Origin of the sequence: Streptococcus minor DSM 17118, assembly GCF_000377005.1 — a bacterium.
GTDB classification, from domain to species: Bacteria; Bacillota; Bacilli; order Lactobacillales; family Streptococcaceae; genus Streptococcus; species Streptococcus minor.
On record NZ_AQYB01000023.1, the window covers coordinates 13,639 to 37,248 of the forward strand.

The 23,610-nt window shown below is 42.5% G+C and carries 34 protein-coding genes; 33 read left to right on the forward strand and 1 reads right to left on the reverse strand.

Features of this window, described 5'->3' with window-relative positions; translation table 11 throughout:
- The first annotated feature begins 12 nt into the window (after nt 1-12).
- The 5 genes from purM to purH all read left to right on the forward strand — a co-directional run bounded on the left by purM (nt 13) and on the right by purH (nt 4,551).
- Nucleotides 13-1,032 carry a phosphoribosylformylglycinamidine cyclo-ligase gene (purM, locus tag F602_RS0101415; protein ID WP_018166177.1) on the forward strand — a complete coding sequence of 340 codons (1,020 nt, stop codon included), beginning with the start codon at nt 13-15 and terminating at the stop codon, nt 1,030-1,032.
- Nucleotides 1,032-1,604 (forward strand): phosphoribosylglycinamide formyltransferase, encoded by a 573-nt coding sequence (gene purN / locus F602_RS0101420; RefSeq protein ID WP_018166178.1) that lies wholly within the window; start codon nt 1,032-1,034, stop codon nt 1,602-1,604. The genes purM and purN overlap by 1 nt, the downstream gene beginning before the upstream one ends.
- Before the next feature lie 4 nt (nt 1,605-1,608).
- On the forward strand, nt 1,609-2,364 hold the full coding sequence (locus F602_RS0101425; protein ID WP_018166179.1) for a GNAT family N-acetyltransferase: 756 nt from the start codon (nt 1,609-1,611) through the stop codon (nt 2,362-2,364).
- Between the two features lie 106 nt (nt 2,365-2,470).
- Entirely contained in the window at nt 2,471-2,980 is a 510-nt protein-coding gene (locus tag F602_RS0101430; RefSeq protein WP_018166180.1) for a VanZ family protein, read from the forward strand.
- Nucleotides 2,981-3,000: 20 nt separating this feature from the next.
- Nucleotides 3,001-4,551: a bifunctional phosphoribosylaminoimidazolecarboxamide formyltransferase/IMP cyclohydrolase gene (gene purH, locus F602_RS0101435; RefSeq protein ID WP_018166181.1), complete on the forward strand. Its 1,551-nt coding sequence runs from the start codon at nt 3,001-3,003 to the stop codon at nt 4,549-4,551.
- Nucleotides 4,552-4,599: 48 nt separating this feature from the next.
- Here the strand turns inward: purH and F602_RS0101440 are convergent, their stop codons facing one another.
- The gene (locus F602_RS0101440; protein ID WP_018166182.1) at nt 4,600-4,878 is read right to left on the reverse strand and encodes a hypothetical protein; all 279 of its coding nucleotides are present in this window, start codon (nt 4,876-4,878) and stop codon (nt 4,600-4,602) included.
- A gap of 266 nt (nt 4,879-5,144) precedes the next feature.
- Between F602_RS0101440 and F602_RS0101445 the strand changes: the two genes are divergently transcribed.
- From F602_RS0101445 to rpsH, 28 genes are all read left to right on the forward strand, one after another.
- Nucleotides 5,145-6,041: a LysM peptidoglycan-binding domain-containing protein gene (locus tag F602_RS0101445; RefSeq protein ID WP_018166183.1), complete on the forward strand. Its 897-nt coding sequence runs from the start codon at nt 5,145-5,147 to the stop codon at nt 6,039-6,041.
- Between the two features lie 265 nt (nt 6,042-6,306).
- A complete protein-coding gene (gene purD, locus F602_RS0101450) occupies nt 6,307-7,572 on the forward strand; it encodes a phosphoribosylamine--glycine ligase (RefSeq protein ID WP_018166184.1) in 1,266 nt (421 codons plus the stop codon).
- 148 nt (nt 7,573-7,720) lie between these two features.
- On the forward strand, nt 7,721-8,209 hold the full coding sequence (purE, locus tag F602_RS0101455; RefSeq protein WP_018166185.1) for a 5-(carboxyamino)imidazole ribonucleotide mutase: 489 nt from the start codon (nt 7,721-7,723) through the stop codon (nt 8,207-8,209).
- Complete coding sequence (gene purK, locus F602_RS0101460) at nt 8,196-9,278, forward strand: 5-(carboxyamino)imidazole ribonucleotide synthase (RefSeq protein WP_018166186.1); 1,083 nt, start codon at nt 8,196-8,198, stop codon at nt 9,276-9,278. The genes purE and purK overlap by 14 nt, the downstream gene beginning before the upstream one ends.
- 11 nt (nt 9,279-9,289) lie before the next feature.
- Nucleotides 9,290-9,439, forward strand: a complete 150-nt coding sequence (locus F602_RS10850; protein WP_018166187.1) for a hypothetical protein — start codon at nt 9,290-9,292, stop codon at nt 9,437-9,439.
- 12 nt (nt 9,440-9,451) lie between these two features.
- Nucleotides 9,452-10,144, forward strand: coding sequence for an aspartate/glutamate racemase family protein (locus F602_RS0101470; RefSeq protein ID WP_018166188.1), 693 nt, complete (start codon nt 9,452-9,454; stop codon nt 10,142-10,144).
- Nucleotides 10,107-10,952, forward strand: coding sequence for a hypothetical protein (locus F602_RS0101475; protein ID WP_245537558.1), 846 nt, complete (start codon nt 10,107-10,109; stop codon nt 10,950-10,952). The genes F602_RS0101470 and F602_RS0101475 overlap by 38 nt, the downstream gene beginning before the upstream one ends.
- Nucleotides 10,953-10,962: 10 nt before the next feature.
- Complete coding sequence (gene purB / locus F602_RS0101480; protein ID WP_018166190.1) at nt 10,963-12,261, forward strand: adenylosuccinate lyase; 1,299 nt, start codon at nt 10,963-10,965, stop codon at nt 12,259-12,261.
- Nucleotides 12,262-12,403: 142 nt separating this feature from the next.
- The gene (locus tag F602_RS0101485; protein WP_018166191.1) at nt 12,404-13,321 is read left to right on the forward strand and encodes a helix-turn-helix domain-containing protein; all 918 of its coding nucleotides are present in this window, start codon (nt 12,404-12,406) and stop codon (nt 13,319-13,321) included.
- A gap of 238 nt (nt 13,322-13,559) precedes the next feature.
- The gene (gene ruvB, locus F602_RS0101495; RefSeq protein WP_026183248.1) at nt 13,560-14,558 is read left to right on the forward strand and encodes a Holliday junction branch migration DNA helicase RuvB; all 999 of its coding nucleotides are present in this window, start codon (nt 13,560-13,562) and stop codon (nt 14,556-14,558) included.
- Nucleotides 14,559-14,567: 9 nt separating this feature from the next.
- The gene (locus F602_RS0101500) at nt 14,568-15,188 is read left to right on the forward strand and encodes an HAD-IA family hydrolase (RefSeq protein WP_018166194.1); all 621 of its coding nucleotides are present in this window, start codon (nt 14,568-14,570) and stop codon (nt 15,186-15,188) included.
- 104 nt (nt 15,189-15,292) lie between these two features.
- The gene (locus F602_RS0101505; protein ID WP_018166195.1) at nt 15,293-15,856 is read left to right on the forward strand and encodes a nucleotidyltransferase family protein; all 564 of its coding nucleotides are present in this window, start codon (nt 15,293-15,295) and stop codon (nt 15,854-15,856) included.
- A gap of 228 nt (nt 15,857-16,084) precedes the next feature.
- Nucleotides 16,085-16,393 (forward strand): 30S ribosomal protein S10, encoded by a 309-nt coding sequence (gene rpsJ / locus F602_RS0101510; RefSeq protein ID WP_018166196.1) that lies wholly within the window; start codon nt 16,085-16,087, stop codon nt 16,391-16,393.
- Between the two features lie 237 nt (nt 16,394-16,630).
- Nucleotides 16,631-17,257 (forward strand): 50S ribosomal protein L3, encoded by a 627-nt coding sequence (gene rplC, locus F602_RS0101520; RefSeq protein ID WP_018166197.1) that lies wholly within the window; start codon nt 16,631-16,633, stop codon nt 17,255-17,257.
- 24 nt (nt 17,258-17,281) lie between these two features.
- A complete protein-coding gene (rplD, locus tag F602_RS0101525; protein WP_018166198.1) occupies nt 17,282-17,905 on the forward strand; it encodes a 50S ribosomal protein L4 in 624 nt (207 codons plus the stop codon).
- Nucleotides 17,905-18,201 (forward strand): 50S ribosomal protein L23, encoded by a 297-nt coding sequence (locus tag F602_RS0101530; RefSeq protein WP_018166199.1) that lies wholly within the window; start codon nt 17,905-17,907, stop codon nt 18,199-18,201. The genes rplD and F602_RS0101530 overlap by 1 nt, the downstream gene beginning before the upstream one ends.
- 17 nt (nt 18,202-18,218) lie before the next feature.
- The gene (rplB, locus tag F602_RS0101535; protein ID WP_018166200.1) at nt 18,219-19,052 is read left to right on the forward strand and encodes a 50S ribosomal protein L2; all 834 of its coding nucleotides are present in this window, start codon (nt 18,219-18,221) and stop codon (nt 19,050-19,052) included.
- 90 nt (nt 19,053-19,142) lie between these two features.
- On the forward strand, nt 19,143-19,424 hold the full coding sequence (rpsS, locus tag F602_RS0101540) for a 30S ribosomal protein S19 (RefSeq protein ID WP_018166201.1): 282 nt from the start codon (nt 19,143-19,145) through the stop codon (nt 19,422-19,424).
- 15 nt (nt 19,425-19,439) lie between these two features.
- Entirely contained in the window at nt 19,440-19,784 is a 345-nt protein-coding gene (gene rplV, locus F602_RS0101545; RefSeq protein ID WP_018166202.1) for a 50S ribosomal protein L22, read from the forward strand.
- A 12-nt stretch (nt 19,785-19,796) separates the two neighbouring features.
- Entirely contained in the window at nt 19,797-20,450 is a 654-nt protein-coding gene (gene rpsC / locus F602_RS0101550) for a 30S ribosomal protein S3 (protein ID WP_018166203.1), read from the forward strand.
- 3 nt (nt 20,451-20,453) lie between these two features.
- Nucleotides 20,454-20,867 (forward strand): 50S ribosomal protein L16, encoded by a 414-nt coding sequence (gene rplP / locus F602_RS0101555; RefSeq protein WP_018166204.1) that lies wholly within the window; start codon nt 20,454-20,456, stop codon nt 20,865-20,867.
- Between the two features lie 9 nt (nt 20,868-20,876).
- Nucleotides 20,877-21,083 carry a 50S ribosomal protein L29 gene (gene rpmC, locus F602_RS0101560; protein ID WP_018166205.1) on the forward strand — a complete coding sequence of 69 codons (207 nt, stop codon included), beginning with the start codon at nt 20,877-20,879 and terminating at the stop codon, nt 21,081-21,083.
- 23 nt (nt 21,084-21,106) lie between these two features.
- Entirely contained in the window at nt 21,107-21,367 is a 261-nt protein-coding gene (gene rpsQ, locus F602_RS0101565) for a 30S ribosomal protein S17 (RefSeq protein WP_000440801.1), read from the forward strand.
- Between the two features lie 24 nt (nt 21,368-21,391).
- A complete protein-coding gene (gene rplN / locus F602_RS0101570) occupies nt 21,392-21,760 on the forward strand; it encodes a 50S ribosomal protein L14 (protein WP_018166206.1) in 369 nt (122 codons plus the stop codon).
- A gap of 73 nt (nt 21,761-21,833) precedes the next feature.
- Complete coding sequence (gene rplX, locus F602_RS0101575; RefSeq protein ID WP_018166207.1) at nt 21,834-22,139, forward strand: 50S ribosomal protein L24; 306 nt, start codon at nt 21,834-21,836, stop codon at nt 22,137-22,139.
- Between the two features lie 23 nt (nt 22,140-22,162).
- Nucleotides 22,163-22,705: a 50S ribosomal protein L5 gene (rplE, locus tag F602_RS0101580; protein ID WP_018166208.1), complete on the forward strand. Its 543-nt coding sequence runs from the start codon at nt 22,163-22,165 to the stop codon at nt 22,703-22,705.
- Nucleotides 22,706-22,718: 13 nt separating this feature from the next.
- The gene (locus F602_RS0101585; protein ID WP_002936651.1) at nt 22,719-22,904 is read left to right on the forward strand and encodes a type Z 30S ribosomal protein S14; all 186 of its coding nucleotides are present in this window, start codon (nt 22,719-22,721) and stop codon (nt 22,902-22,904) included.
- Between the two features lie 278 nt (nt 22,905-23,182).
- Nucleotides 23,183-23,581 (forward strand): 30S ribosomal protein S8, encoded by a 399-nt coding sequence (rpsH, locus tag F602_RS0101590; protein WP_018166209.1) that lies wholly within the window; start codon nt 23,183-23,185, stop codon nt 23,579-23,581.
- The last annotated feature ends 29 nt before the right edge of the window (nt 23,582-23,610 follow it).

Sequence of the window (23,610 nt, forward strand, 5' to 3'; positions counted from 1 at the left end):
AAGAGGAATCCTATGTCTAAAAATGCTTATGCCCAATCGGGTGTGGATGTCGAAGCTGGTTATGAAGTCGTTGAGCGTATCAAAAAACATGTAGCTAGGACAGAACGTCTAGGGGTTATGGGTTCTCTTGGTGGATTTGGCGGCATGTTTGACCTGACTCAGTTGGATGTCAAGGAGCCTGTTCTCATTTCAGGAACGGATGGTGTTGGCACTAAGCTAATGTTAGCCATTCAGTATGATAAACACGATACTATTGGTCAAGACTGTGTAGCCATGTGTGTTAACGACATTATCGCAGCGGGTGCTGAACCTCTTTATTTTCTAGATTATATCGCTACTGGAAAAAATGAACCTGCCAAATTAGAGCAGGTGGTAGCTGGTGTCGCTGAAGGCTGTGTCCAAGCAGGGTGTGGTCTCATCGGTGGCGAAACCGCTGAAATGCCTGGGATGTATGGTCAAGACGACTATGATTTGGCAGGTTTTGCAGTTGGTGTCGCAGAGAAATCTCAGATTATAGATGGTAGCAAGGTAGCAGAAGGAGATGTTCTTCTGGGCTTGGCTTCCAGTGGGATTCATTCGAATGGGTATTCGCTAGTCCGTCGTATCTTTGCTGACTACACTGGAGAAGAAGTTTTGCCAGAGTTAGAAGGCAAAAAACTCAAAGAAGTCCTGCTTGAACCAACTCGTATCTATGTCCAGTCTGTCCTACCTTTGGTCAAAGAGGGATTAGTGAATGGTATTGCCCACATCACAGGTGGTGGTTTTATCGAAAATGTTCCTCGTATGTTTGCAGACCATTTGGCTGCAGAAATAGTAGAAAGTCACATTCCAGTCCTCCCTATCTTCAAAGCTCTTGAAAAATATGGTCAGATCAAACATGATGAAATGTTTGAAATCTTTAATATGGGCATCGGTCTGATGATGGCCGTCAAACCAGAACATGTAGCTCGTATCAAGGAGTTATTAGAGGAGCCAGTGTATGAAATTGGACGGATTGTGAAGAAAGATTCTGCAAGTGTGGTGATGAAATAATGAACAAAAAGATAGCTGTGTTTGCTTCAGGCTCTGGCTCAAACTTCCAGATTATTGCAGAGCAGTTTCCTGTGGAGTTTGTCTTTTCAGACCATCGTACTGCCTATGTTCTGCAACGAGCTCAAGATCTAGGTGTTCCCTCCTATGCCTTTGAACTCAAGGAATTTGAAGATAAGGCAGATTATGAGATAGCCTTGGTTGAGCTTTTAGACCAACACCAGATTGATCTCGTCTGCCTAGCGGGCTATAGGAAAATTGTAGGTCCGACCCTGCTATCTGCTTATGAAGGACGCATTATCAACATCCATCCAGCTTATTTACCTGAATTTCCAGGCGCTCATGGCATCCAAGATGCTTGGGAGGCAGGTGTAGCTGAGAGTGGCGTCACCATCCACTGGGTAGATTCCGGCGTGGACACCGGTCAAGTTATCAAGCAAGTGCGCGTGCCGCGCCTGCCAGATGATACCATCGACACTTTTGAAAGTCGCATCCATGAAGCAGAATACAGCTTGTACCCAGAAGTGCTCCGTGAATTGGGGGTAGCAGAAAAACAAGCAAATTTGCTACAATGAGATTATGAAAAAAATAAGACATCTATCTGAAGTCAGTTTCCTTTTTAAAAATTGGGAAGAAACGATTATTTGGTCTTGTTTGCAGGGAGTCATGGGAGAGATTTGGGTGGATAATCTCGAGCAACCCCAGTCAGCCCTTGCACTACTTGGTCGATTTGGAGCCTTTGGTTTTCTAGCTGGGCAACCAAATATAGAATTACTTGAGATGTGTTGTGGTAAGGATATTATTTTTGTCCCACAACATCAAGGTTGGTCGGATTTGATAGAAACAACATACAGATTAAAAGCCCACGCTTTTACTCGTTATGCAACTAAGAAGAACACAAGGTTTGAACGAAAAAAGTTGGAACAATTTGTAGCTAGTTTGCCAGCAGATGTTGAGATAAAATGTATTGATGAAGAACTCTACGAAACTTGTTTAACTGAAGAATGGTCACAAGATTTAGTTGCTAATTACGATGATTACCAGCACTATGCTCAATTGGGTATAGGAGTCGTTGCTCTCTATCAAGGACAAATTGTTGCTGGAGCCTCGTCTTATTCGACCTATAAAAAAGGGATTGAAATCGAGATAGATACTCACCTTGATTTTCGTCGAAAGGGCTTGGCAAAAGCTCTAGCAGCTAAGTTGATATTGACTTGCTTAGACAGAGGACTCTATCCTAGTTGGGACGCTCATAACAAAGGATCACTAGCCTTAGCCCAACAGTTAGGTTATACATTTTCTCATGAATACCAGGCTTATGAGATGCTATGGTGAAAAGAGTATTTTTATCAAAAGATTTCTTGGCTTGTGTTAGGAAGTCAGCATCCTTAAAGGAAGATAATGGTAGGAGCGGTTGACCATGTGAATAGGAGGGGTTGGGATGTTATCATCTAAAAAGACGACTCAATATTTATTTTATGCCTACCTGATATTATTGACCTGGGGAATTTTGTTTAAATTTGAGACGCGCATTGGGTACATCTATTTTTTCCAAAATACTCGATTTGTTAACTGGGTTCCATTCTCAGCACCACTCATTGCAAATGGCAACATAGTTTGGGAAGAAATGGCTCTTAACCTCTTTTTCTTCATACCAGTGGGTGTCTGTTTGCCCTTGTTGAAACCTCAGTGGTCTGTGTGGCAAATCATTTATTTTGGATTTTTGCTTAGTTTACTTTATGAGGGTTTACAATTTATTTTGGCAGTGGGTATGACGGATATCACCGATTTGATGTTGAATACTTTGGGTGCTGGCATCGGTTTATTGCTGTACCAACTGTTTTTAAAACTATTTAAATCACATACAAGAAAGTGGGTCAACGTAATTGGTTTAATAATAGTCACCATTCCACTTTCAGTTTTAGTATTATTCGTCATTATTGGATTTTAAATGATTTGTAAGGAGAAACCATGACAACTAAACGCGCACTAATCAGCGTATCAGATAAGGCGGGCATCGTCAAGTTTGCCCAAGAATTGAAAAAGCTTGGTTGGGATATCATCTCAACAGGTGGAACTAAGGTGGCACTGGACAATGCTGGAGTTTCGACTATCGCCATTGACGATGTGACGGGCTTTCCGGAAATGATGGACGGTCGTGTGAAGACCCTCCACCCTAAAATTCACGGTGGTCTTTTGGCTCGTCGTGATTTGGACAGCCATTTGCAGGCGGCAGTTGACAACCAGATTGAACTCATTGACTTGGTGGTCGTCAACCTCTATCCGTTTAAAGAGACAATTTTGCGTCCAGATGTGACTTATGATTTGGCAGTGGAAAATATTGATATCGGTGGTCCTTCCATGCTTCGTTCGGCTGCAAAAAACCACGCTAGTGTCACTGTCGTGGTGGATCCAGCTGACTATACTATGGTTTTGGAGCAGTTGGCTGAAAAGGGAGAAACTAGCTACGAAACTCGTCAACATCTTGCTGCAAAAGTGTTCCGTCACACAGCAGCTTATGATGCCCTTATTGCCGAGTACTTCACTGGCCAAGTTGGAGAAAATAAACCTGAAAAACTGACGATTACTTACGACCTTAAGCAATCTATGCGCTATGGAGAGAACCCGCAACAAAATGCGGACTTCTACCAAAATGCCCTGCCGACAGAGTATTCTATTGCAACTGCTAAGCAGCTCAACGGCAAAGAACTATCCTTTAACAACATTCGTGATGCGGATGCAGCTATTCGTATTATCCGTGATTTCAAAGATCGCCCAACCGTGGTGGCTCTCAAACACATGAATCCATGTGGTATTGGTCAGGCAGATGATATTGAGACAGCTTGGGACTATGCCTATGAAGCAGATCCAGTATCCATTTTCGGAGGCATTGTCGTACTTAACCGTGAGGTAGATGCTGCGACAGCGGAGAAAATGCACCCAATTTTCCTAGAAATCATCATTGCACCGAGTTATTCCGCAGAAGCGCTAGCTATTTTGACCAATAAAAAGAAAAACTTACGTATTTTGGAGTTGCCATTTGATGCCCAGGATGCCAGTGAAGTAGAAGCTGAGTACACTGGTGTGGTCGGCGGTCTCTTGGTTCAAAATCAGGATGTCATCAAGGAAAGCCCAGCTGACTGGCAGGTGGTGACCGAGCGTCAACCTTCCGACCAAGAAGCTGTTGCTCTAGAATTTGCTTGGAAAGCTATCAAGTATGTCAAGTCTAATGGTATCATCATCACCAATGACAAGATGACTCTTGGAGTCGGACCTGGCCAAACCAATCGTGTAGCCTCTGTCCGTATTGCCATTGAACAGGCTAAGGATCGCCTTGAAGGTGCTGTTTTGGCATCCGATGCTTTCTTCCCATTTGCAGACAATATCGAGGAAATCGCTCAAGCTGGTATTAAGGCTATCATACAACCAGGCGGTTCTGTCCGTGACCAAGACTCGATTGATGCTGCCAATAAGTATGGTATCGCTATGATCTTTACAGGTGTCAGACATTTTAGACACTAATTATGGTTGAAAAGTAAGACCCCAATCGGCTGGATTGGGGTCCTTTTTTTATAAATAGAGAAAATAAGCTAGAATCAAAATAAACGCAAAACTTCCAAGCCAGAGTAAGAAAGAATGCCACCATCTCCAATATCTAATCTGCTCTTTTATGATGTAGTAGACACCAGCTAATAACGGAAGTTGAAAACCAGAGATGATGAGCGCATACAAAGAAAAGAAAATGATCCAACCAGCTGCAGGCTCAACGGTGCTCAAAATGAGCATATAAATCCAGATGAGAGCCTGTACAATGAGGCCACCTAAAAACCATATTTTTAAAACTTTCATATCCACCCTCCGTTTCAGAACTGTAGATGATGTGCTATTTGCTTACTCTTATTTTAACACAATTTAGCATGTAAGGTTAGGTTTTACCATTTTTGGACATATTTTTGTAAATCAAGTGTATCAGTCATATTGGTATTGTGTAACAGAAAAGACAAGAGATAACAGAGATATTAAGCTTTTGTAAAATGGCACTAGATAGTGGTACTCCCTGGTTTGTTTGTGATAAGATGTTATACATCAAAAGTGAAAGGAAGTCATAGACTGACATGAAGAAAAAAATATTTTTAGCTTCAACCTTAGTAGTAACCCTTTTTACAGCAGCCAAAGCTCAGGCAAACGAGGCATCTCTCCCTTGGATAGCACGCTCAGTGGAGGAAATCCGCTCCGGCGTAACTGAAAATCAAGAAGGGAAAACCTACACCATCCAGTATGGAGACACTCTTAGCTCGATTGCGACAGCTATGGATATTGACATGTCTCTCTTAGCGCAAATTAATCAAATTAGTAGCTTGGACCTGATTTTCCCTGATACGACCTTGAAAACTAAGTACGATGAAAATCATGACTTGGTCAAAATCGAAATCGAACATCCAGCTTCATTGGATACGGAAGCAGGCAATACTGCCACAGTAGATGTTGAGAGCCAACAGGTTATCATGGAAGATGAGGTCGTATCACTTCCTGAAGTGTCGACCGAAGAAACTTCGACAGCATCTGTAGCCCCAACTCCTGACACTCCTGTCGCAGAAGCTCCAGTAGCAGAGGAAGTAACTGAAGTGCCAGTAACAAGCCAAACTCCAACGCCAGTGAATGTGAACACAACAGGACTACAACCACAGGCGGCAGCCTACATGACGGAGATTGCTGGACTTTACGGTATCACTAGCTTTTCAACCTATCGACCAGGCGACTCTGGCGACCATGGTAAAGGATTAGCAGTAGACTTTATGGTCCCAGAAAGTTCTGTATTAGGTGACCAGATTGCAGACTATACCGTTGCTAATATGGCTTCTCGAGGTGTTTCCTATATCATCTGGAAACAACGCTTTTACGCTCCGTTCAACAGCATCTACGGGCCAGCCTACACCTGGAACCTCATGCCAGACCGCGGCAGCATCACCGAAAACCACTATGACCACGTGCATGTCTCCTTTAATCCGTAGAAATATTTCAAAAAATGATAATGCATTCTTTGTCGCAGTGAAGAATGGACATCATAAAGATATATACAAGAAGTAAGCTAGAAGGCTTGCTTTTTTGGTATCGCAACAAAAAGGATTTCCCTCCCCCAGATCGTGTTCAAGTAGATTGAACCGAACTTTTTTGTTATAATAGTCTTGTATAATTCGCAAAATATTTAGAAATTGCGTGCACGTTTCCATTTTTGGAAGTTTTCAGTCGTTTTTCTGTTCATTGAGGTATTTTATTATGAAATTATTAGTTGTTGGTTCGGGTGGTCGCGAGCATGCGATTGCCAAGAAATTGTTGGAGTCTCCGCAGGTGGAGCAGGTCTTTGTAGCTCCTGGAAATGATGGCATGACTCTCGATGGACTGGATTTGGTGGATATTGCTATTTCCGAACATTCAAAGTTGATTGACTTTGCCAAAGAAAATGACATTGCCTGGACTTTTATCGGACCAGATGATGCCCTAGCAGCTGGTATTGTAGATGATTTCAATGCGGCAGGTCTCAAGGCCTTTGGTCCTACAAAAGGAGCAGCGGAGCTGGAATGGTCCAAGGATTTTGCCAAAGAAATCATGGTCAAATACGGGGTTCCTACTGCAGCTTATGCCACTTTTTCTGATTTTGAGCAAGCCAAGGCCTACATCGAGGAGCAAGGCGCACCGATCGTCGTCAAGGCGGATGGTTTGGCCCTAGGTAAGGGTGTGGTCGTGGCTGAAACTGTGGAGGAGGCAGTTGATGCTGCCCGTGAGATGCTGCTGGGCAACAAGTTTGGTGATTCAGGGGCCCGTGTCGTCATCGAGGAGTTTCTGGATGGCGAGGAGTTCTCCCTCTTTGCCTTTGTCAACGGGAATACTTTCTACATCATGCCGACTGCACAGGACCACAAGAGGGCCTATGACGGCGATAAGGGACCAAACACAGGAGGCATGGGGGCCTATGCACCTGTACCCCACCTCTCAGACGCCCTTATCAATCAGTCCATCGAGACCATCGTTAAGCCTGTCTTGGCGGGGATGATGTCAGAAGACCGTCCCTATCTTGGCATCCTCTACGCAGGTCTCATTGTGACCGCTGATGGTCCTAAGGTCATCGAGTTTAACGCCCGCTTCGGCGACCCTGAGACCCAGATTATCCTCCCTCGTCTGACCTCAGATTTGGCTCAAAATATCAGTGATATCCTAGATGAGATACCAACTGAAGTAACCTGGACAGACCATGGCGTAACCCTAGGCGTGGTAGTTGCCTCCAATGGCTACCCTCTTGATTACGAAAAGGGAGTGATTCTACCAGAGAAGACTGAGGGCGACATCATCACCTACTATGCTGGGGCTCAGTTTGAGAAAAAAAGCAGAGTACTGCTGTCTAATGGTGGCAGGGTTTATATGCTGGTTACCACAGCCGATTCCGTTAAGGAAGCTCAAGAAAAAATATATGCCCAGCTAAAGAACCAAAAAACAGAAGGACTCTTTTACAGAACCGATATTGGAAGCAAAGCCATAAAAGAGTAAGTTCTATATATGTAGGCATGGCATGGGCGACTAGAGGTCACAAGTCCAATTATCGGCCTACACTGTAGAAGACGGTGGTAGCCACTGAAGGTGTCTCATGCCTAAATCGCTAAAACTAAGCTGATTGTCAAAGAAAAGGAATATTTACATGAAACCAGTCATTTCCATCATCATGGGCTCCAAATCAGATTGGGGAACCATGAAAAAAACAGCTGATCTACTAGACCAATTTGGTGTACCCTATGAAAAGAAGGTGGTCTCTGCCCACCGCACACCAGACCTTATGTTTCAGCATGCGGAAGAAGCGCGCGCGCGTGGTATCAAGGTCATCATCGCAGGTGCAGGTGGCGCAGCCCATTTACCGGGTATGGTAGCAGCCAAAACGACTCTCCCAGTCATCGGTGTTCCCGTGCAATCACGGGCTTTGTCTGGCTTGGATTCTCTCTATTCCATTGTCCAGATGCCGGGTGGTGTGCCAGTGGCGACCATGGCTATTGGAGAAGCAGGAGCTACCAACGCAGCCCTGACCGCCCTTCGGGTTTTGTCCATCGAAGATGCTAGCATTGCCCAAGCCTTGGCTGATTTTCATATTGAGCAAGGCCGTATCGCGGAGGAGTCAACCAATGAGCTGGACTAAGACAATCGGAATTATCGGTGGAGGTCAACTAGGTCAGATGATGGCCATTTCAGCCATTTACATGGGGCATAAGGTTATTGCTTTGGACCCAGCTGCGGACTGCCCAGCTTCTCGGGTAGCAGAAATAATCGTGGCAGACTACGATGATGTTAGCGCCCTTCGCCAACTGGTGGAGCGTTGCGATATTCTGACTTATGAGTTTGAAAATGTCAATGCGGATGCCCTGGATGCGGTGGTCAAACCTGGCCAGCTTCCCCAAGGTACCGACTTGCTGCGGATTTCTCAAAACCGCATTTTTGAAAAAAACTTCCTAGCTGATCAGGCTCAAGTGACGGTTGCCCCTTACAAGGTCATCACGTCTAGCCTCTGCTTGGAACATCTAGATTTGGAGAAATCCTATGTCCTCAAGACTGCGACTGGTGGTTATGATGGACATGGTCAGGTGGTTATCCGATCAGCTGCTGACCTAGAAAAAGCTAGTCGTCTGGCCAACTCAGCCGAATGTGTCCTAGAAGAATTTGTCGATTTTGACCTGGAAATCTCAGTCATCGTATCTGGTAATGGAGCCGATGTCACCGTTTTTCCTGTTCAGGAAAACATTCACCGCAATAATATCCTCTCAAAAACCATCGTACCTGCTCGGATTTCCCCTGCATTAGCAGAAAAAGCTCAAACTATTGCCGTACAAATTGCTAAAAAGCTGAATCTTTCAGGGACTCTCTGTGTAGAAATGTTTGTGGCAGGTGATGATATTTTGGTCAATGAAATCGCACCACGGCCTCATAATTCAGGACATTATTCCATCGAAGCTTGTAATTTTTCCCAATTTGACACCCATATCTTGGGCGTACTGGGCCTGACTCTGCCGCCAATCAAACTTCATGCCCCAGCCGTCATGCTCAATGTCCTCGGCCAACACATGAAACAAGCCCAAGCCTATGTCGCCCAAAACCCAAGCGCCCACCTCCACCTTTATGGTAAAATAGAAGCGAAGCACAACCGCAAAATGGGACATGTGACCCTCTTTGCCGATGATGCGATAGAGTTTGGGGAAGGGATGGAGTTTTAAGGAGGTTGAAAATGACAGATGTGACAGGTATATTAGCTCTTTTTATCACCCTATTATTTTGGGGAATAGGCATCGCCCTCATCGTTTATTTCTTCAATCGATTGAATAAGATTATTTCGTTGCTGGAGGAAATAAAGGAGCAAGGTAAAAGTAGAGATTGAAAAGGATTTTGAATGAAAACAATTGGTCTGATTGGTGGTATGAGCTGGGAAAGTACTGCCTCTTATTATCAACTCATCAATGAAACCATCAAAGAAAAATTAGGAGGTCTCCATTCAGCAAAAATCTTACTGTACAGTGTTGATTTTGCTGAGATTGAGCGCTACCAAGCTAGTGGTGACTGGGATAAGAGTGCGGAAGTCCTTAGTCAGATTGCCCAGAATTTGGAACAAGCCGGAGCTGATTTTATTGTCATCTGTACCAACACCATGCATAAAGTGGCTCCGCAAATCCAGAAAACCATCTCAATTCCTATTCTGCATATCGCTCAGGCAACAGCTGATGCTCTGCTTGAAAATGGGATTAAAAAAGTCGGTCTCTTGGGTACCAAATACACCATGACTCAGGATTTTTATAAGGAAAAGTTATTTGAGGCTGGTCTGGATGTAGTCATTCCTGATCAAGCAGGTGTTGAAGAAGTTAATCGGATTATCTATGACGAACTTTGCCTTGGCCAAATCGAGGAAAGTTCGAAGCAAGCCTATCTTGCTATTATTGATGATTTGAAAAACGCTGGCGCTGAAGCGGTTATCTTGGGTTGTACCGAAATTGGACTTCTAGTTCAACAGGAAGACACAGATGTACCTCTTTTTGACACAACAGAAATTCATGCACAAAAAGCGGCAGAATTTGCTGTTGTTGGGTGAATTTTATGGTGAACTAGAGCATATCGGTGTTTGGCAAAGGAGAGGGTTAGTAGACATAATGAAAAGATATCTTAAAGAAAATGCAATCGTATTAATATTGTTGCTAGCTTTAATAATGCTATCGGCACCGTTTTTTTCAGTTATAATGAGCATGTTTTCTAAATATTTAAATTTAGGTCTAGGTGATTGGCTCAGCTTCTACGGTACTATAGCTGGAATTGTCATTTCGCTTATTGTTGTTCATTTTCAACTATCTCTTGAAGGAGAACGAGAAATACAGAAGTATCGCCCAGAGATAGTTTTAAGCAATGATTACCAGCTTATTAAACCAGATTGTAGAATTTATTTTGATGACAAACATTGGTTCCATCTAGTGAAGACAAAAAATCAAAATAAACATGTGGAGGCAAACAGTTTTGAAAAATCATATGCTGAGAAAAATAAAAGAGATAAAGTATTATCCCTTGAAATTGTAAATAACCAACCCATATTTAATATTCATATTGTATTCGGTGAAGATATGGCTAGTGAGCTCATCCCAAAAATAAGTGTGGACCAAAGATTGTATGTTGTTTCAAAAGCTCACCAGAAAGAAATTCATTCACACTTAATAGGAAACACAACACATTTCACACATGTTCCAAATATCATTGTCCTTTATTTCACTACTTTATCAGGAGAAATTTGTGAATATAGATATAAAGTAGATAGTAAGGGCTATTGTAACATTGAGAAAAAATATCATGGAATAAATTATCCAAAGACATTAATAAAAAACCATCTTTGTGATTATTTTATAAGCAAGTGAAGGAGAAACAATGCTAGATCGTTATTCCCGCCCTGAGATGGCGAACATTTGGAGTGAAGAAAACAAGTACCGGGCTTGGTTGGAGGTGGAAATCCTCGCTGACGAGGCCTGGGCTGAGCTGGGTGAGATTCCGAAGGCTGATGTGGCCAAGATCCGCGAGAAGGCGGACTTTGACATTGACCGGATTTTGGAGATTGAGCAGGAGACCCGCCATGATGTGGTGGCCTTTACCCGTGCGGTGTCTGAGACCCTGGGTGAGGAGCGCAAGTGGGTCCACTATGGTCTGACTTCGACCGACGTGGTGGATACGGCCTACGGCTACCTCTACAAGCAGGCCAATGACCTCATCCGTCGCGATCTGGCCAATTTCACCAAGATTGTCGGCGACAAGGCCAAAGAGCACAAGATGACCATCATGATGGGACGGACCCACGGGGTTCACGCCGAGCCAACGACCTTCGGTCTTAAACTGGCCACCTGGTACAGCGAAATGAAGCGCAATATCGAGCGTTTCGAGTTGGCCGCCAAAGGTGTGGAAGCAGGAAAGATTTCAGGCGCTGTCGGTAACTTTGCCAATATCCCTCCCTTTGTTGAACAGTATGTCTGTGATAAACTAGGTATCCGAGCTCAGGAAATTTCTACTCAGGTCCTGCCACGTGATTTGCATGCGGAATATTTTTCAACCCTAGCGATTATTGCCTCTTCCATCGAGCGCATGGCTACCGAGATTCGTGGTCTGCAAAAGTCAGAACAGCGCGAAGTGGAAGAGTTTTTTGCTAAAGGACAAAAGGGTAGCTCCGCTATGCCTCACAAACGAAACCCAATCGGCTCAGAAAACATGACCGGTTTGGCCCGCGTCGTTCGTGGACATGCTGTCACAGCCTATGAAAATATTGCTCTCTGGCATGAGCGTGACATTTCTCATTCTTCTGCAGAACGCATCATCGCAGCGGATACCACTATTCTTATCAACTACATGCTTAATCGCTTTGGAAACATTGTCAAAAACTTAACTGTCTTCCCAGAAAATATGATTCGCAATATGAATTCGACCTTTGGTCTCATTTATAGCCAGCGTGTCATGCTCAAGTTGATTGAAAAAGGGATGACCCGTGAAGAAGCCTATGATTTGGTTCAACCCAAAACAGCCTATTCATGGGACAATCAGGTAGACTTCAAACCTCTCCTTGAAGCAGATGAAAAAGTGACAACCCTTCTTACTCAAGATGAAATCGATGAGCTCTTCAACCCAACCTACTATACCCAACGTGTAGATGAAGTTTTTGAGAGAATCGGTCTAGGTGAATAAATGTGAAAACCCAACTGCTAATAAGTAGTTGGGTTTTTGAAAACACACGCCATTTTTTCAGAAAATTACAAAAAAATAAATTGACATAGACCTTTTAGTTAGGTATAATATGATTGTCAAACTAAATGACTCAGGAGAAATGATGGACAACAAAGAATTTGGGCAAAAGGTTCGGGCTTTGCGCGAAGAACAAAAAATCACACGTGAAGAATTGTGCGGTGATGAAACAGAACTATCTGTAAGGCAGCTAGCGAGGATTGAACTAGGGCAGAATGCACCGACTTTAAGTAAAGTCACTTATATTGCACAGGCGTTAGGGGTGTCTATTGGTCGATTGACAGGCGGGGAAGATCTGGAACTACCTCGTAGGTACAAGGAGTTGAAATATCAGATTTTACGAGCCCCTACATATTTAGATGAAGTGCGTCTGCAGGAGAGGGAAGCGCAATTTGATGAGATATTTACAGATTATTATGACCAGCTTCCAGAAGAAGAACGCCTCATGGTTGACTGTATTCAAGCAACTATGGATGTTGCACTTAGTCAAAATATTGACTTTGGAATTGGGATTATTCAAGATTATTTCGAGCAAGTTAAACGCAAAAAACATCTTTTGGAAAACGACTTAATTCTCTTAGAATTGTATTTTATTTGTTTAATTATCTCAAACTTTGATGCTAAAATTTATAACTCTCAAAATTTTGATAATTTAGTTGAGAATTTGTTAGAACAAGAAAAATATGGTGATATTGACAATCTTTTTCTTGTAAACAAAGCGCTAATAAAAGCATTTGGAGCTAGCGTTCGATTAAAGAAATACAAGAAATTGGAAGAAATCGCAGTCACATGTCGTAGAATTATGACAACAACGGGCGATTTCCAAAAGATGCCTATTTTGAATTTAATAGAATGGAAATATTATTTATATAGTTTAAACGATTTGCCTTCTGCAGAAGCTTGTTTTGAAAATGCTATAAAATTCTCTCAAATCATTTCTGACGACTACCTTGAGGAGAACCTAAATTCAGAGTGGAATAAGGATAAAAAGACACATAAATAAATAAGTGACATTCCTGTCATGTTAAGTCTCTTCAAAGTACACTATAATCCATAGTGTATTAAGAATACAAAAGGAGATTTAAAATGAAAAAATGGATGCCCTTATTGATGATGATTGCTACGTTAGCTGTCAGAGTTTTGGAAAAAACTGGTGGAGTAGACTGGTGGTTATTTGGCTAAATTTATTTACAAAAAGATAGGCTCTCCCTATCTTTTTCATTTTCTGCTATAATAAGAACATGAACAGAATTTTAGGTAACGAACCAATGGGCGATGAGGAATATGTTGAACGAACTCTGCGTCCGCAAAAATTTAATGAATACATTGGGCAGGATAAGGTCAAGGAGCAGTTGACAATCTTTATTGAGGCGGCCAAGTTGCGTGATGAAGCCTTGGATCACACCTTACTTTTTGGTCCCCCTGGATTGGGAAAAACAACCATGGCTTTTGTCATTGCCAATGAGCTTGGGGTCAATATCAAGCAGACTAGTGGTCCGGTTATTGAGAAAGCAGGAGATTTGGTGGCGATTCTCAACGACTTGGAGCCAGGAGATGTTCTTTTTATTGATGAAATCCATCGCATGCCTATGGCTGTTGAGGAAATTTTATACAGTGCCATGGAAGATTTCTACATTGATATCATGATTGGAGCAGGTGAGGCAAGTCGTTCTGTCCACCTTGATTTGCCTCCGTTTACATTGATTGGAGCAACAACTCGAGCAGGGATGTTATCCAATCCCCTGCGGGCCCGATTTGGTATTACTGGGCATATGGAATATTACGAGTTGGATGATTTGACGGAAATTGTTGAGCGGACTGCAGATATTTTTGAGATGGAGATTACCCATGAAGCAGCTATCGAGTTAGCCCGTCGTTCCCGTGGGACTCCTCGGATTGCCAACCGTCTTCTCAAACGTGTGCGGGATTTTGCTCAAATTATTGGTGATGGCCTCATTGATGATACTATTACTGATAAGGCGCTGACCATGTTGGATGTGGATCGTGAAGGACTAGACTACATCGACCAGAAGATTCTCCGAACCATGATTGAGATGTACGGTGGCGGTCCAGTGGGTCTCAACACCTTGTCTGTCAATATCGCGGAAGAACGTGAAACGGTCGAGGACATGTATGAGCCTTACCTCATTCAGCAAGGTTTTCTCATGCGGACACGGACAGGGCGGGTGGCGACTGCTAAGGCTTATGAGCATTTGGGCTATCCAGTGCAAGAGGAGTAGAGAATTCTTATGGAAACAAAGCGAGCCTTGATTTGGGATTTAGATGGTACCCTTCTGGACTCTTATGACGCCATCCTTGCAGGTCTGGAAGAAACCTATGACTATTTCGGTATTTATTTTGATCGTTCAGCTGTTAAAGAATACATTCTCCGTTTCTCTGTCAACGATTTAATCAGAGAGATTGCCGCAAAAGAAAATCTTGATGCTCAAGTATTATCCGATTTTCGAGCCAAATCCTTACGTGAGAAAAATGCTAGTATCAACCTCATGCCGGGAGCGCATGCTATCTTGGATTGGACTCAGGAAAAAGGTATTTCTAATTTTATCTATACCCACAAAGGAAACAATGCTTTTCAGATTCTAAGGGATTTACAGTTAGAAGATTATTTTACAGAAGTTTTGACGGCTGATTCAGGCTTCGCCCGCAAACCAAACCCTGAAGCTCTGCTTTATCTGATCAAAAAGTATCAACTGGAACGGACAAGTACTTACTATGTAGGTGATAGGTTGCTAGATGTTGAAACAGCCCAACAAGCTGGAGTTGGCTCTATCAATCTAGTTATCCAACATATAGATGGCAATCATAAAATCAATTCTTTGCTAGACATCAAAAAACTCAATCTTTTTTAAGAAAAGCTTAAGAAAGCTTCCTTTAATATAGACATTCTTTTTCATACATCTCCTAAAGGAAGTTCTTCCCCTCAGAAGAGCTTCCTTTGTGTTATAATGAGGGTATGGTAACGGAAAAAGAAATTCTCCAGAGGTTAGCTACTGACCCAGACCTTCAGCTCATCTTACATATTGTTCAAAATTTGCACTTAAAGGATGCTTGGCTCTGTGCGGGCACAATCCGCAATTTTATCTGGAATAGCCTATCCAATCAATCCGGTTTTGATCAAGAGACAGATGTGGATGTTATTTTTTATGATCAGAGCCTGACTTGGGAAGATAGTCTTCATATAGAAGCAAAGCTAAAGAAAGATTATCCAAACTACCGATGGGAACTAAGAAATCAAGCCCATATGCACACCTGCACACCTAATACCCAGCCTTATATTAGCTCACAAGATGCTATGTCTAAGTACCCTGAGACGTGTACAGCGATAGGCATACGCTTAGATGAAGCAGGTCAATTAGAGCTGTTTTGTGCCTATGGTCTAGAAAGTATTACCTCCTTTGAAATTCGCCCAACACCCCATTTCCTAGCAGATAACGAGCGAATGGCAAGTTATCGTCACCGGTTAGCAAAAAAAGACTGGCTCCGAAAGTGGCCGCAACTGACCATTCTTTCAGAATAATTTCAATAGTATCGACTTCTAGTAAGTTGATGCTATTTTTTTCAAAAAAAGACTCAAAACCCTTGCAATGGCTGAAGTCTTTTGTTATACTACTATGGTGCCGTAAAAAATACGGCTGTAGCTTTGATGCAAGAGGTTGCGACACGCTCGGTTGCATTGCCACGCAACTCGTGTTGGTTTTCTTGTGGAGCTAGCCTATTATCTTAAATAGACGAAAAGGAGAAAAAGATGGCAAACAAAAAAATTCGCATCCGCTTGAAAGCGTACGAACACCGTACACTTGATACAGCTGCTGCAAAAATCGTAGAAACTGCAACCCGTACAGGTGCAGAGGTTGCTGGACCTGTTCCTCTTCCAACTGAACGCAGTCTTTACACAATCATCCGTGCAACTCACAAGTATAAAGATTCTCGTGAGCAATTCGAGATGCGTACCCACAAACGCCTTGTTGACATCATCAACCCAACTCAAAAAACAGTTGATGCTTTGATGAAGTTGGACTTGCCAAGTGGAGTTAACGTAGAAATCAAATTGTAATAGGATGAAAGACAAGGGCATGTGCTGAATCGAAAAAAGCATATGTTAAACTTTTTTGCAAATAGTGGCTTTCTTGGGACATAGGTTCTCTGCTAAGTTCTTAAATTTTGTAAAGGGTTTAATGGTGTTGGTCTCTTGTCTTTGAGCACAAAAAACGCTCGTTAAAAACTTTTTTGAGCACAAAAAACGCTCATAAAAAACTTTTTAAAAATTATTCAGAAAAGGAAATATTTTCTCATGACAAAAGGAATCTTAGGGAAAAAAGTGGGAATGACTCAAATCTTCACTGAAACTGGTGAATTTATCCCTGTTACTGTCATCGAAGCAGCTCCAAACGTTGTGCTTCAAGTGAAAACTGTTAAAACAGATGGTTACAAAGCTGTTCAAGTTGGTTTTGATGACAAACGTGAAGTGTTGAGTAACAAACCTGCCAAAGGCCATGTAGCGAAAGCAAACACAGCTCCTAAGCGCTTCATTCGTGAATTCAAAAACATTGAAGGCTTGGAAGTTGGTGCAGAACTCACTGTTGAACAATTTGCAGCTGGAGATGTTGTGGATGTGACTGGTACATCTAAAGGTAAAGGTTTCCAAGGTGTTATCAAACGCCACGGACAATCACGTGGACCTATGGCCCACGGTTCACGTTACCACCGTCGTCCAGGTTCAATGGGACCTGTTGCTCCTAACCGTGTTTTCAAAAACAAACACTTGGCAGGACGTATGGGGGGCAATCGTGTAACGATTCAAAACCTTGAAGTGGTACAAGTTGTTCCAGAAAAGAACGTTATCCTTATCAAAGGTAACGTACCAGGTGCTAAGAAATCTCTTATCACTATCAAATCAGCAGTTAAAGCTGCTAAATAATAAGGAAAGGGGAAATCAGTCGAAATGGCAAACTTAACATTATTTGACCAAACTGGTAAAGAAGCTGGCCAAGTTGTCTTGAACGATGCAGTATTTGGCATTGAGCCAAACCAAGCTGTCGTGTTTGATGTTATCATCAGTCAACGCGCAAGTCTTCGCCAAGGGACTCACGCAGTTAAAAACCGTTCAGCAGTACGCGGCGGGGGACGTAAACCTTGGCGCCAAAAAGGAACTGGACGTGCTCGTCAAGGTTCTATTCGCTCTCCACAATGGCGTGGTGGTGGTGTAGTCTTTGGACCAACTCCACGTTCATACGCTTACAAGCTTCCACAAAAAGTTCGTCGCTTGGCACTTAAATCTGTTTATTCAGAAAAAGTTGCTGAAAACAAGTTTGTAGCTGTTAACTCACTTGAATTTGCAGCTCCAAAAACTGCTGAATTTGCGAAAGTTCTTGCAGCTTTGAGCATTGATTCAAAAGTCCTTGTTATTCTTGAAGAAGGCAATGAATTTGCGGCTCTTTCAGCTCGTAACCTTCCAAATGTGAAAGTTGCAACTGCTGAAACTGCAAGTGTACTTGACATCACAAGCGCAGACAAACTTCTTGTCACTCAAGCAGCTATCTCTAAGATCGAGGAGGTTCTTGCATAATGAATTTGTATGATGTTATCAAAAAACCTGTCATCACAGAAAGCTCAATGGGCCAACTGGAAGCAGGAAAGTATGTATTTGAAGTGGATACTCGTGCACACAAACTCCTCATCAAACAAGCTGTTGAAGCTGCGTTTGAAGGTGTGAAAGTCGCGAACGTAAACACTATCAACGTAAAACCTAAAACAAAACGTGTAGGACGTTATGTTGGTCGCACAAACAAAGTCAAAAAAGCTATCATCACTCTTACAGCTGATTCAAAAGCAATCGAGTTGTTCGCAGCTGAAGCTGAATAATCAAAGGAGGAATTAACGTGGGTATTAAAGTTTATAAACCAACGACAAATGGCCGTCGTAACATGACTTCTTTGGATTTCGCTGAAATCACAACAAGCACACCTGAGAAATCATTGCTTGTGTCTTTGAAGAAAACAGCAGGTCGTAACAACAACGGTCGCATCACAGTTCGTCACCATGGTGGTGGACACAAACGTCATTACCGTTTGATTGATTTCAAACGTAACAAAGACGGTATCGAAGCAGTTGTTAAGACTATTGAGTATGATCCAAACCGTACAGCTAACATCGCTCTTGTACACTACACTGACGGTGTGAAAGCTTACATTCTTGCTCCTAAAGGTCTTGAAGTTGGTCAACGCATCATCTCAGGTCCAGATGCCGACATCAAAGTTGGTAACGCACTTCCATTGGTGAACATTCCAGTTGGTACAGTTGTACATAACATCGAGTTGAAGCCGGGTCGTGGTGGTGAGTTGGTTCGTGCTGCAGGTGCATCTGCACAGGTTCTTGGTCAAGAAGGTAAGTACGTTCTTGTTCGCCTACAATCTGGTGAAGTTCGTATGATTTTGGGTACTTGCCGTGCAACTGTTGGTACTGTTGGTAATGAACAACACGGTTTGGTAAATCTTGGTAAAGCGGGTCGTAGCCGTTGGAAAGGCATCCGCCCAACAGTTCGTGGTTCTGTAATGAACCCTAATGATCACCCACACGGTGGTGGTGAAGGTAAAGCTCCTGTTGGTCGTAAAGCACCATCTACTCCATGGGGCAAACCAGCTCTTGGACTTAAAACTCGTAACAAGAAAGCTAAATCAGACAAACTTATCGTTCGTCGTCGCAACCAAAAATAATTTAGTTGGACGCATTATAATCCGCCAGCTCGGTAGCTCGCTTAGTGGGCAAGCCGCTGTGGTACATATTTTAAAGGAGAAAACTACAAAATGGGACGTAGTCTTAAAAAAGGACCTTTCGTCGATGAGCATTTGATGAAAAAAGTTGAAGCTCAAGCAAATGACGAAAAGAAAAAAGTAATCAAAACTTGGTCACGTCGTTCAACGATTTTCCCAAGTTTCATCGGCTATACAATCGCAGTTTATGATGGACGTAAACATGTTCCTGTTTATATCCAAGAAGATATGGTAGGTCATAAACTTGGTGAGTTTGCACCAACTCGTACCTACAAAGGTCACGCTGCAGACGACAAGAAAACACGTAGAAGATAATAGGAGGACAACACAATGGCAGAAATTACTTCAGCTAAAGCAGTTGCTCGCACAGTACGTGTTTCACCTCGTAAATCACGTCTTGTCTTGGACAACATCCGTGGCAAAAGTGTAGCAGATGCTATCGCAATCTTGAAATTCACTCCAAACAAAGCTGCTGGAATCATCGAAAAAGTATTGATGTCAGCTATTGCTAACGCTGAAAATAACTTTGGCTTGGAGAAAGCAAACTTGGTAGTCAGCGAAGCTTTCGCAAACGAAGGACCAACTCTTAAACGTTTCCGTCCGCGTGCAAAAGGTTCAGCTTCACCAATCAACAAACGCACAGCGCACATCACTGTGGTTGTGGCAGAAAAATAAGGAGGTAAAAACGTGGGACAAAAAGTACATCCAATTGGTATGCGTGTCGGCATCATCCGTGATTGGGATGCCAAATGGTATGCTGAAAAAGAATACGCGGATTACCTTCATGAAGATCTTGCAATCCGCAACTTTATCAAAAAAGAATTGGCTGACGCAGCGGTTTCAACTATCGAAATTGAACGCGCAGTAAATAAAGTGATCGTAAGTGTGCATACAGCTAAGCCAGGTATGGTTATCGGTAAAGCTGGATCAAACGTTGACGCACTACGTGCACAACTCAACAAATTGACTGGAAAACAAGTACACATCAACATCATCGAAATCAAATCACCTGATTTGGACGCACATCTTGTTGGTGAATCAATTGCTCGTCAACTAGAGCAACGTGTTGCTTTCCGTCGTGCTCAAAAACAAGCTATCCAACGTGCGATGCGCGCTGGTGCTAAAGGTATCAAAACGCAGGTTTCTGGCCGTTTGAACGGTGCGGACATCGCCCGTGCTGAAGGTTACTCAGAAGGAACTGTTCCTCTTCACACCCTTCGTGCTGATATCGACTACGCTTGGGAAGAAGCTTTGACAACTTATGGTAAACTAGGTGTTAAAGTTTGGATTTACCGTGGTGAAGTTCTTCCGGCTCGTAAAGACGCTAAAGGAGGCAAATAACAAATGTTAGTACCTAAACGTGTAAAACACCGTCGCGAATTCCGTGGAAAAATGCGCGGTGAAGCTAAAGGTGGTAAAGAAGTATCATTTGGTGAATACGGCCTTCAAGCTACTACTAGCTCATGGATTACAAACCGTCAAATCGAAGCAGCCCGTATCGCGATGACTCGTTATATGAAACGTGGTGGTAAAGTTTGGATTAAAATCTTCCCGCACAAATCATATACTGCAAAAGCTATCGGGGTTCGGATGGGTTCTGGTAAAGGTGCTCCAGAAGGTTGGGTTGCACCAGTTAAACGTGGCAAGGTAATGTTTGAGGTTGCAGGGGTTTCTGAAGAAATCGCTCGTGAAGCATTCCGACTTGCTGGTCACAAATTACCAGTTAAAGTAAAATTCGTAAAACGTGAAGCAGAATAAGGAGAAGACATGAAACTTCAAGAAATTAAAGATTTTGTAAAAGAACTTCGTGGCCTTTCTCAAGAAGAACTTGCTAAGAAAGAAAACGAATTGAAGAAAGAACTCTTCGAACTTCGTTTCCAAGCTGCTGCTGGTCAACTTGAGCAAACTGCTCGTTTGAACGAAGTGAAGAAGCAAATTGCGCGCATCAAAACCGTGCAATCTGAAAACAAATAATAGACTAGGGAAGGAGAATTTCAATGGAACGCAATAATCGTAAAGTTCTTGTTGGACGTGTAGTATCTGACAAAATGGACAAAACAATCACAGTTGTAGTTGAAACTAAACGTAACCACCCAGTCTATGGTAAACGTATTAACTACTCTAAAAAATACAAAGCTCATGATGAAAATAATGTTGCCAAAGAGGGCGATATTGTTCGTATCATGGAAACTCGTCCGCTTTCAGCTACAAAACGTTTCCGTCTTGTAGAAGTTGTGGAAGAAGCAGTTATCATTTAATCAAACTGAAAGGAGAAAACGAATATGATTCAAACAGAAACTCGTTTGAAAGTTGCTGACAACAGTGGCGCACGTGAAATCTTGACCATCAAAGTTCTTGGCGGATCAGGACGTAAATTTGCAAACATCGGTGATGTGATCGTTGCTTCAGTAAAACAAGCTACTCCTGGTGGTGCGGTTAAAAAAGGTGATGTTGTAAAAGCAGTTATCGTTCGTACTAAAACAGGTGCTCGTCGCGCAGATGGTTCATACATCAAGTTCGACGAAAATGCAGCAGTTATCATCCGTGAAGATAAGAACCCTCGCGGAACTCGTATCTTTGGCCCAGTGGCACGCGAATTGCGTGACGGCGGTTTCATGAAAATCGTTTCATTGGCACCAGAAGTACTTTAATTAAAAACAAACTTAGTCCCCTACATGTAACATGTAGGGTGCCCTTAGGGCGTAAGAAATATAGGAGAATCAAATGTTTGTAAAAAAAGGCGACAAAGTTCGCGTTATTGCTGGTAAAGACAAAGGTGCTGAAGCCGTAGTCGTAACAGCTCTTCCAAAAGTAAACAAAGTTATTGTTGAAGGTGTCAATCTTGTTAAGAAACACCAAAAACCAAACAACGAAAACCCTCAAGGTGCAATCGTTGAAAAAGAGGCACCAATCCATGTGTCAAACGTACAAGTTCTTGATAAGAATGGTGTTGCGGGTCGTGTTGGTTACAAATTTGTAGACGGCAAAAAAGTGCGCTACAACAAAAAGTCAGGCGAAGTGCTTGACTAATCACGAAGGAAAGGAGAAGTAACATGGCAAATCGTTTAAAAGAAAAATATCTTAATGAAGTAGTTCCTGCATTGACAGAACAATTCAACTACTCATCAGTTATGGCTGTACCAAAAGTTGATAAGATTGTTTTGAACATGGGTGTTGGTGATGCTGTTTCCAATGCTAAAAACCTTGAGAAAGCTGCTGAAGAATTGGCACTTATCTCAGGTCAAAAACCACTTATCACAAAAGCTAAGAAATCAATCGCCGGCTTCCGTCTTCGTGAAGGGGTAGCAATTGGTGCGAAAGTAACCTTGCGTGGCGAGCGTATGTACGAATTTTTGGATAAATTGGTATCAGTGTCACTTCCACGTGTACGTGATTTCCACGGTGTTCCAACAAAATCATTTGATGGACGTGGAAACTATACATTAGGTGTTAAAGAGCAGTTGATCTTCCCTGAAATCAGCTTCGATGACGTTGACAAGACTCGTGGTATGGACATCGTTATCGTTACAACTGCTAACACTGATGAAGAATCACGTGCTTTGCTTGCAGGCCTTGGAATGCCGTTTGCGAAATAAGAGGAGAGAATAAATGGCTAAAAAATCTATGATTGCTAAAAACAAACGCCCAGCTAAGTTCTCGACACAAGCTTATACACGTTGTGAGAAATGTGGACGTCCACATTCAGTGTACCGCAAATTCAAATTGTGCCGTGTATGCTTCCGCGACTTGGCTTACCTTGGACAAATTCCTGGCGTAACAAAAGCATCTTGGTAAGATAAAAGAGAGTGTTAAGTAACCAAAGCAAAGGTAGAGGGTTTGACAACGAAGCTGACTTCTAGGAAAACCTATCTTCTTTGTCAAGGTTGTAGCTTGAACTTAATTTTAAAAAAAACAAACCCGATACAAAGTTTGTTTGCTGATTTGAACATAAGCAAAAGCCAGTGTGAAAAAAGACAAGTTTTCTATCTTCACACTGGTTAGTAGCATCCTTTGTATCATGAATTAACTAGTAAGTGAACTATTCAAACTGCTAGTAAGAGGAGAAAAATAAAATGGTTATGACTGACCCAATTGCAGATTTTCTAACACGTATCCGTAACGCTAACCAAGCGAAACATGAAGTGCTTGAAGTACCTGCATCAAACATCAAAAAAGGGATTGCAACAATCCTTAAAAACGAAGGTTTTGTAAAAAACGTTGAATTCATCGAAGATGACAAACAAGGTCTTATCCGTGTATTCTTAAAATATGGAGCAAATGGTGAGCGTGTTATCACAAACTTGAAACGTGTTTCAAAACCTGGTCTTCGTGTTTACTCAAAACGTGAAGATATTCCTAAAGTTCTTAACGGACTTGGAATTGCAATCATTTCGACATCAGAAGGTCTTTTGACAGATAAAGAAGCTCGTCAAAAGAACGTTGGTGGAGAAGTATTGGCGTATGTGTGGTAATCTCGAAAGAGCTACCATCAAATCTGCTC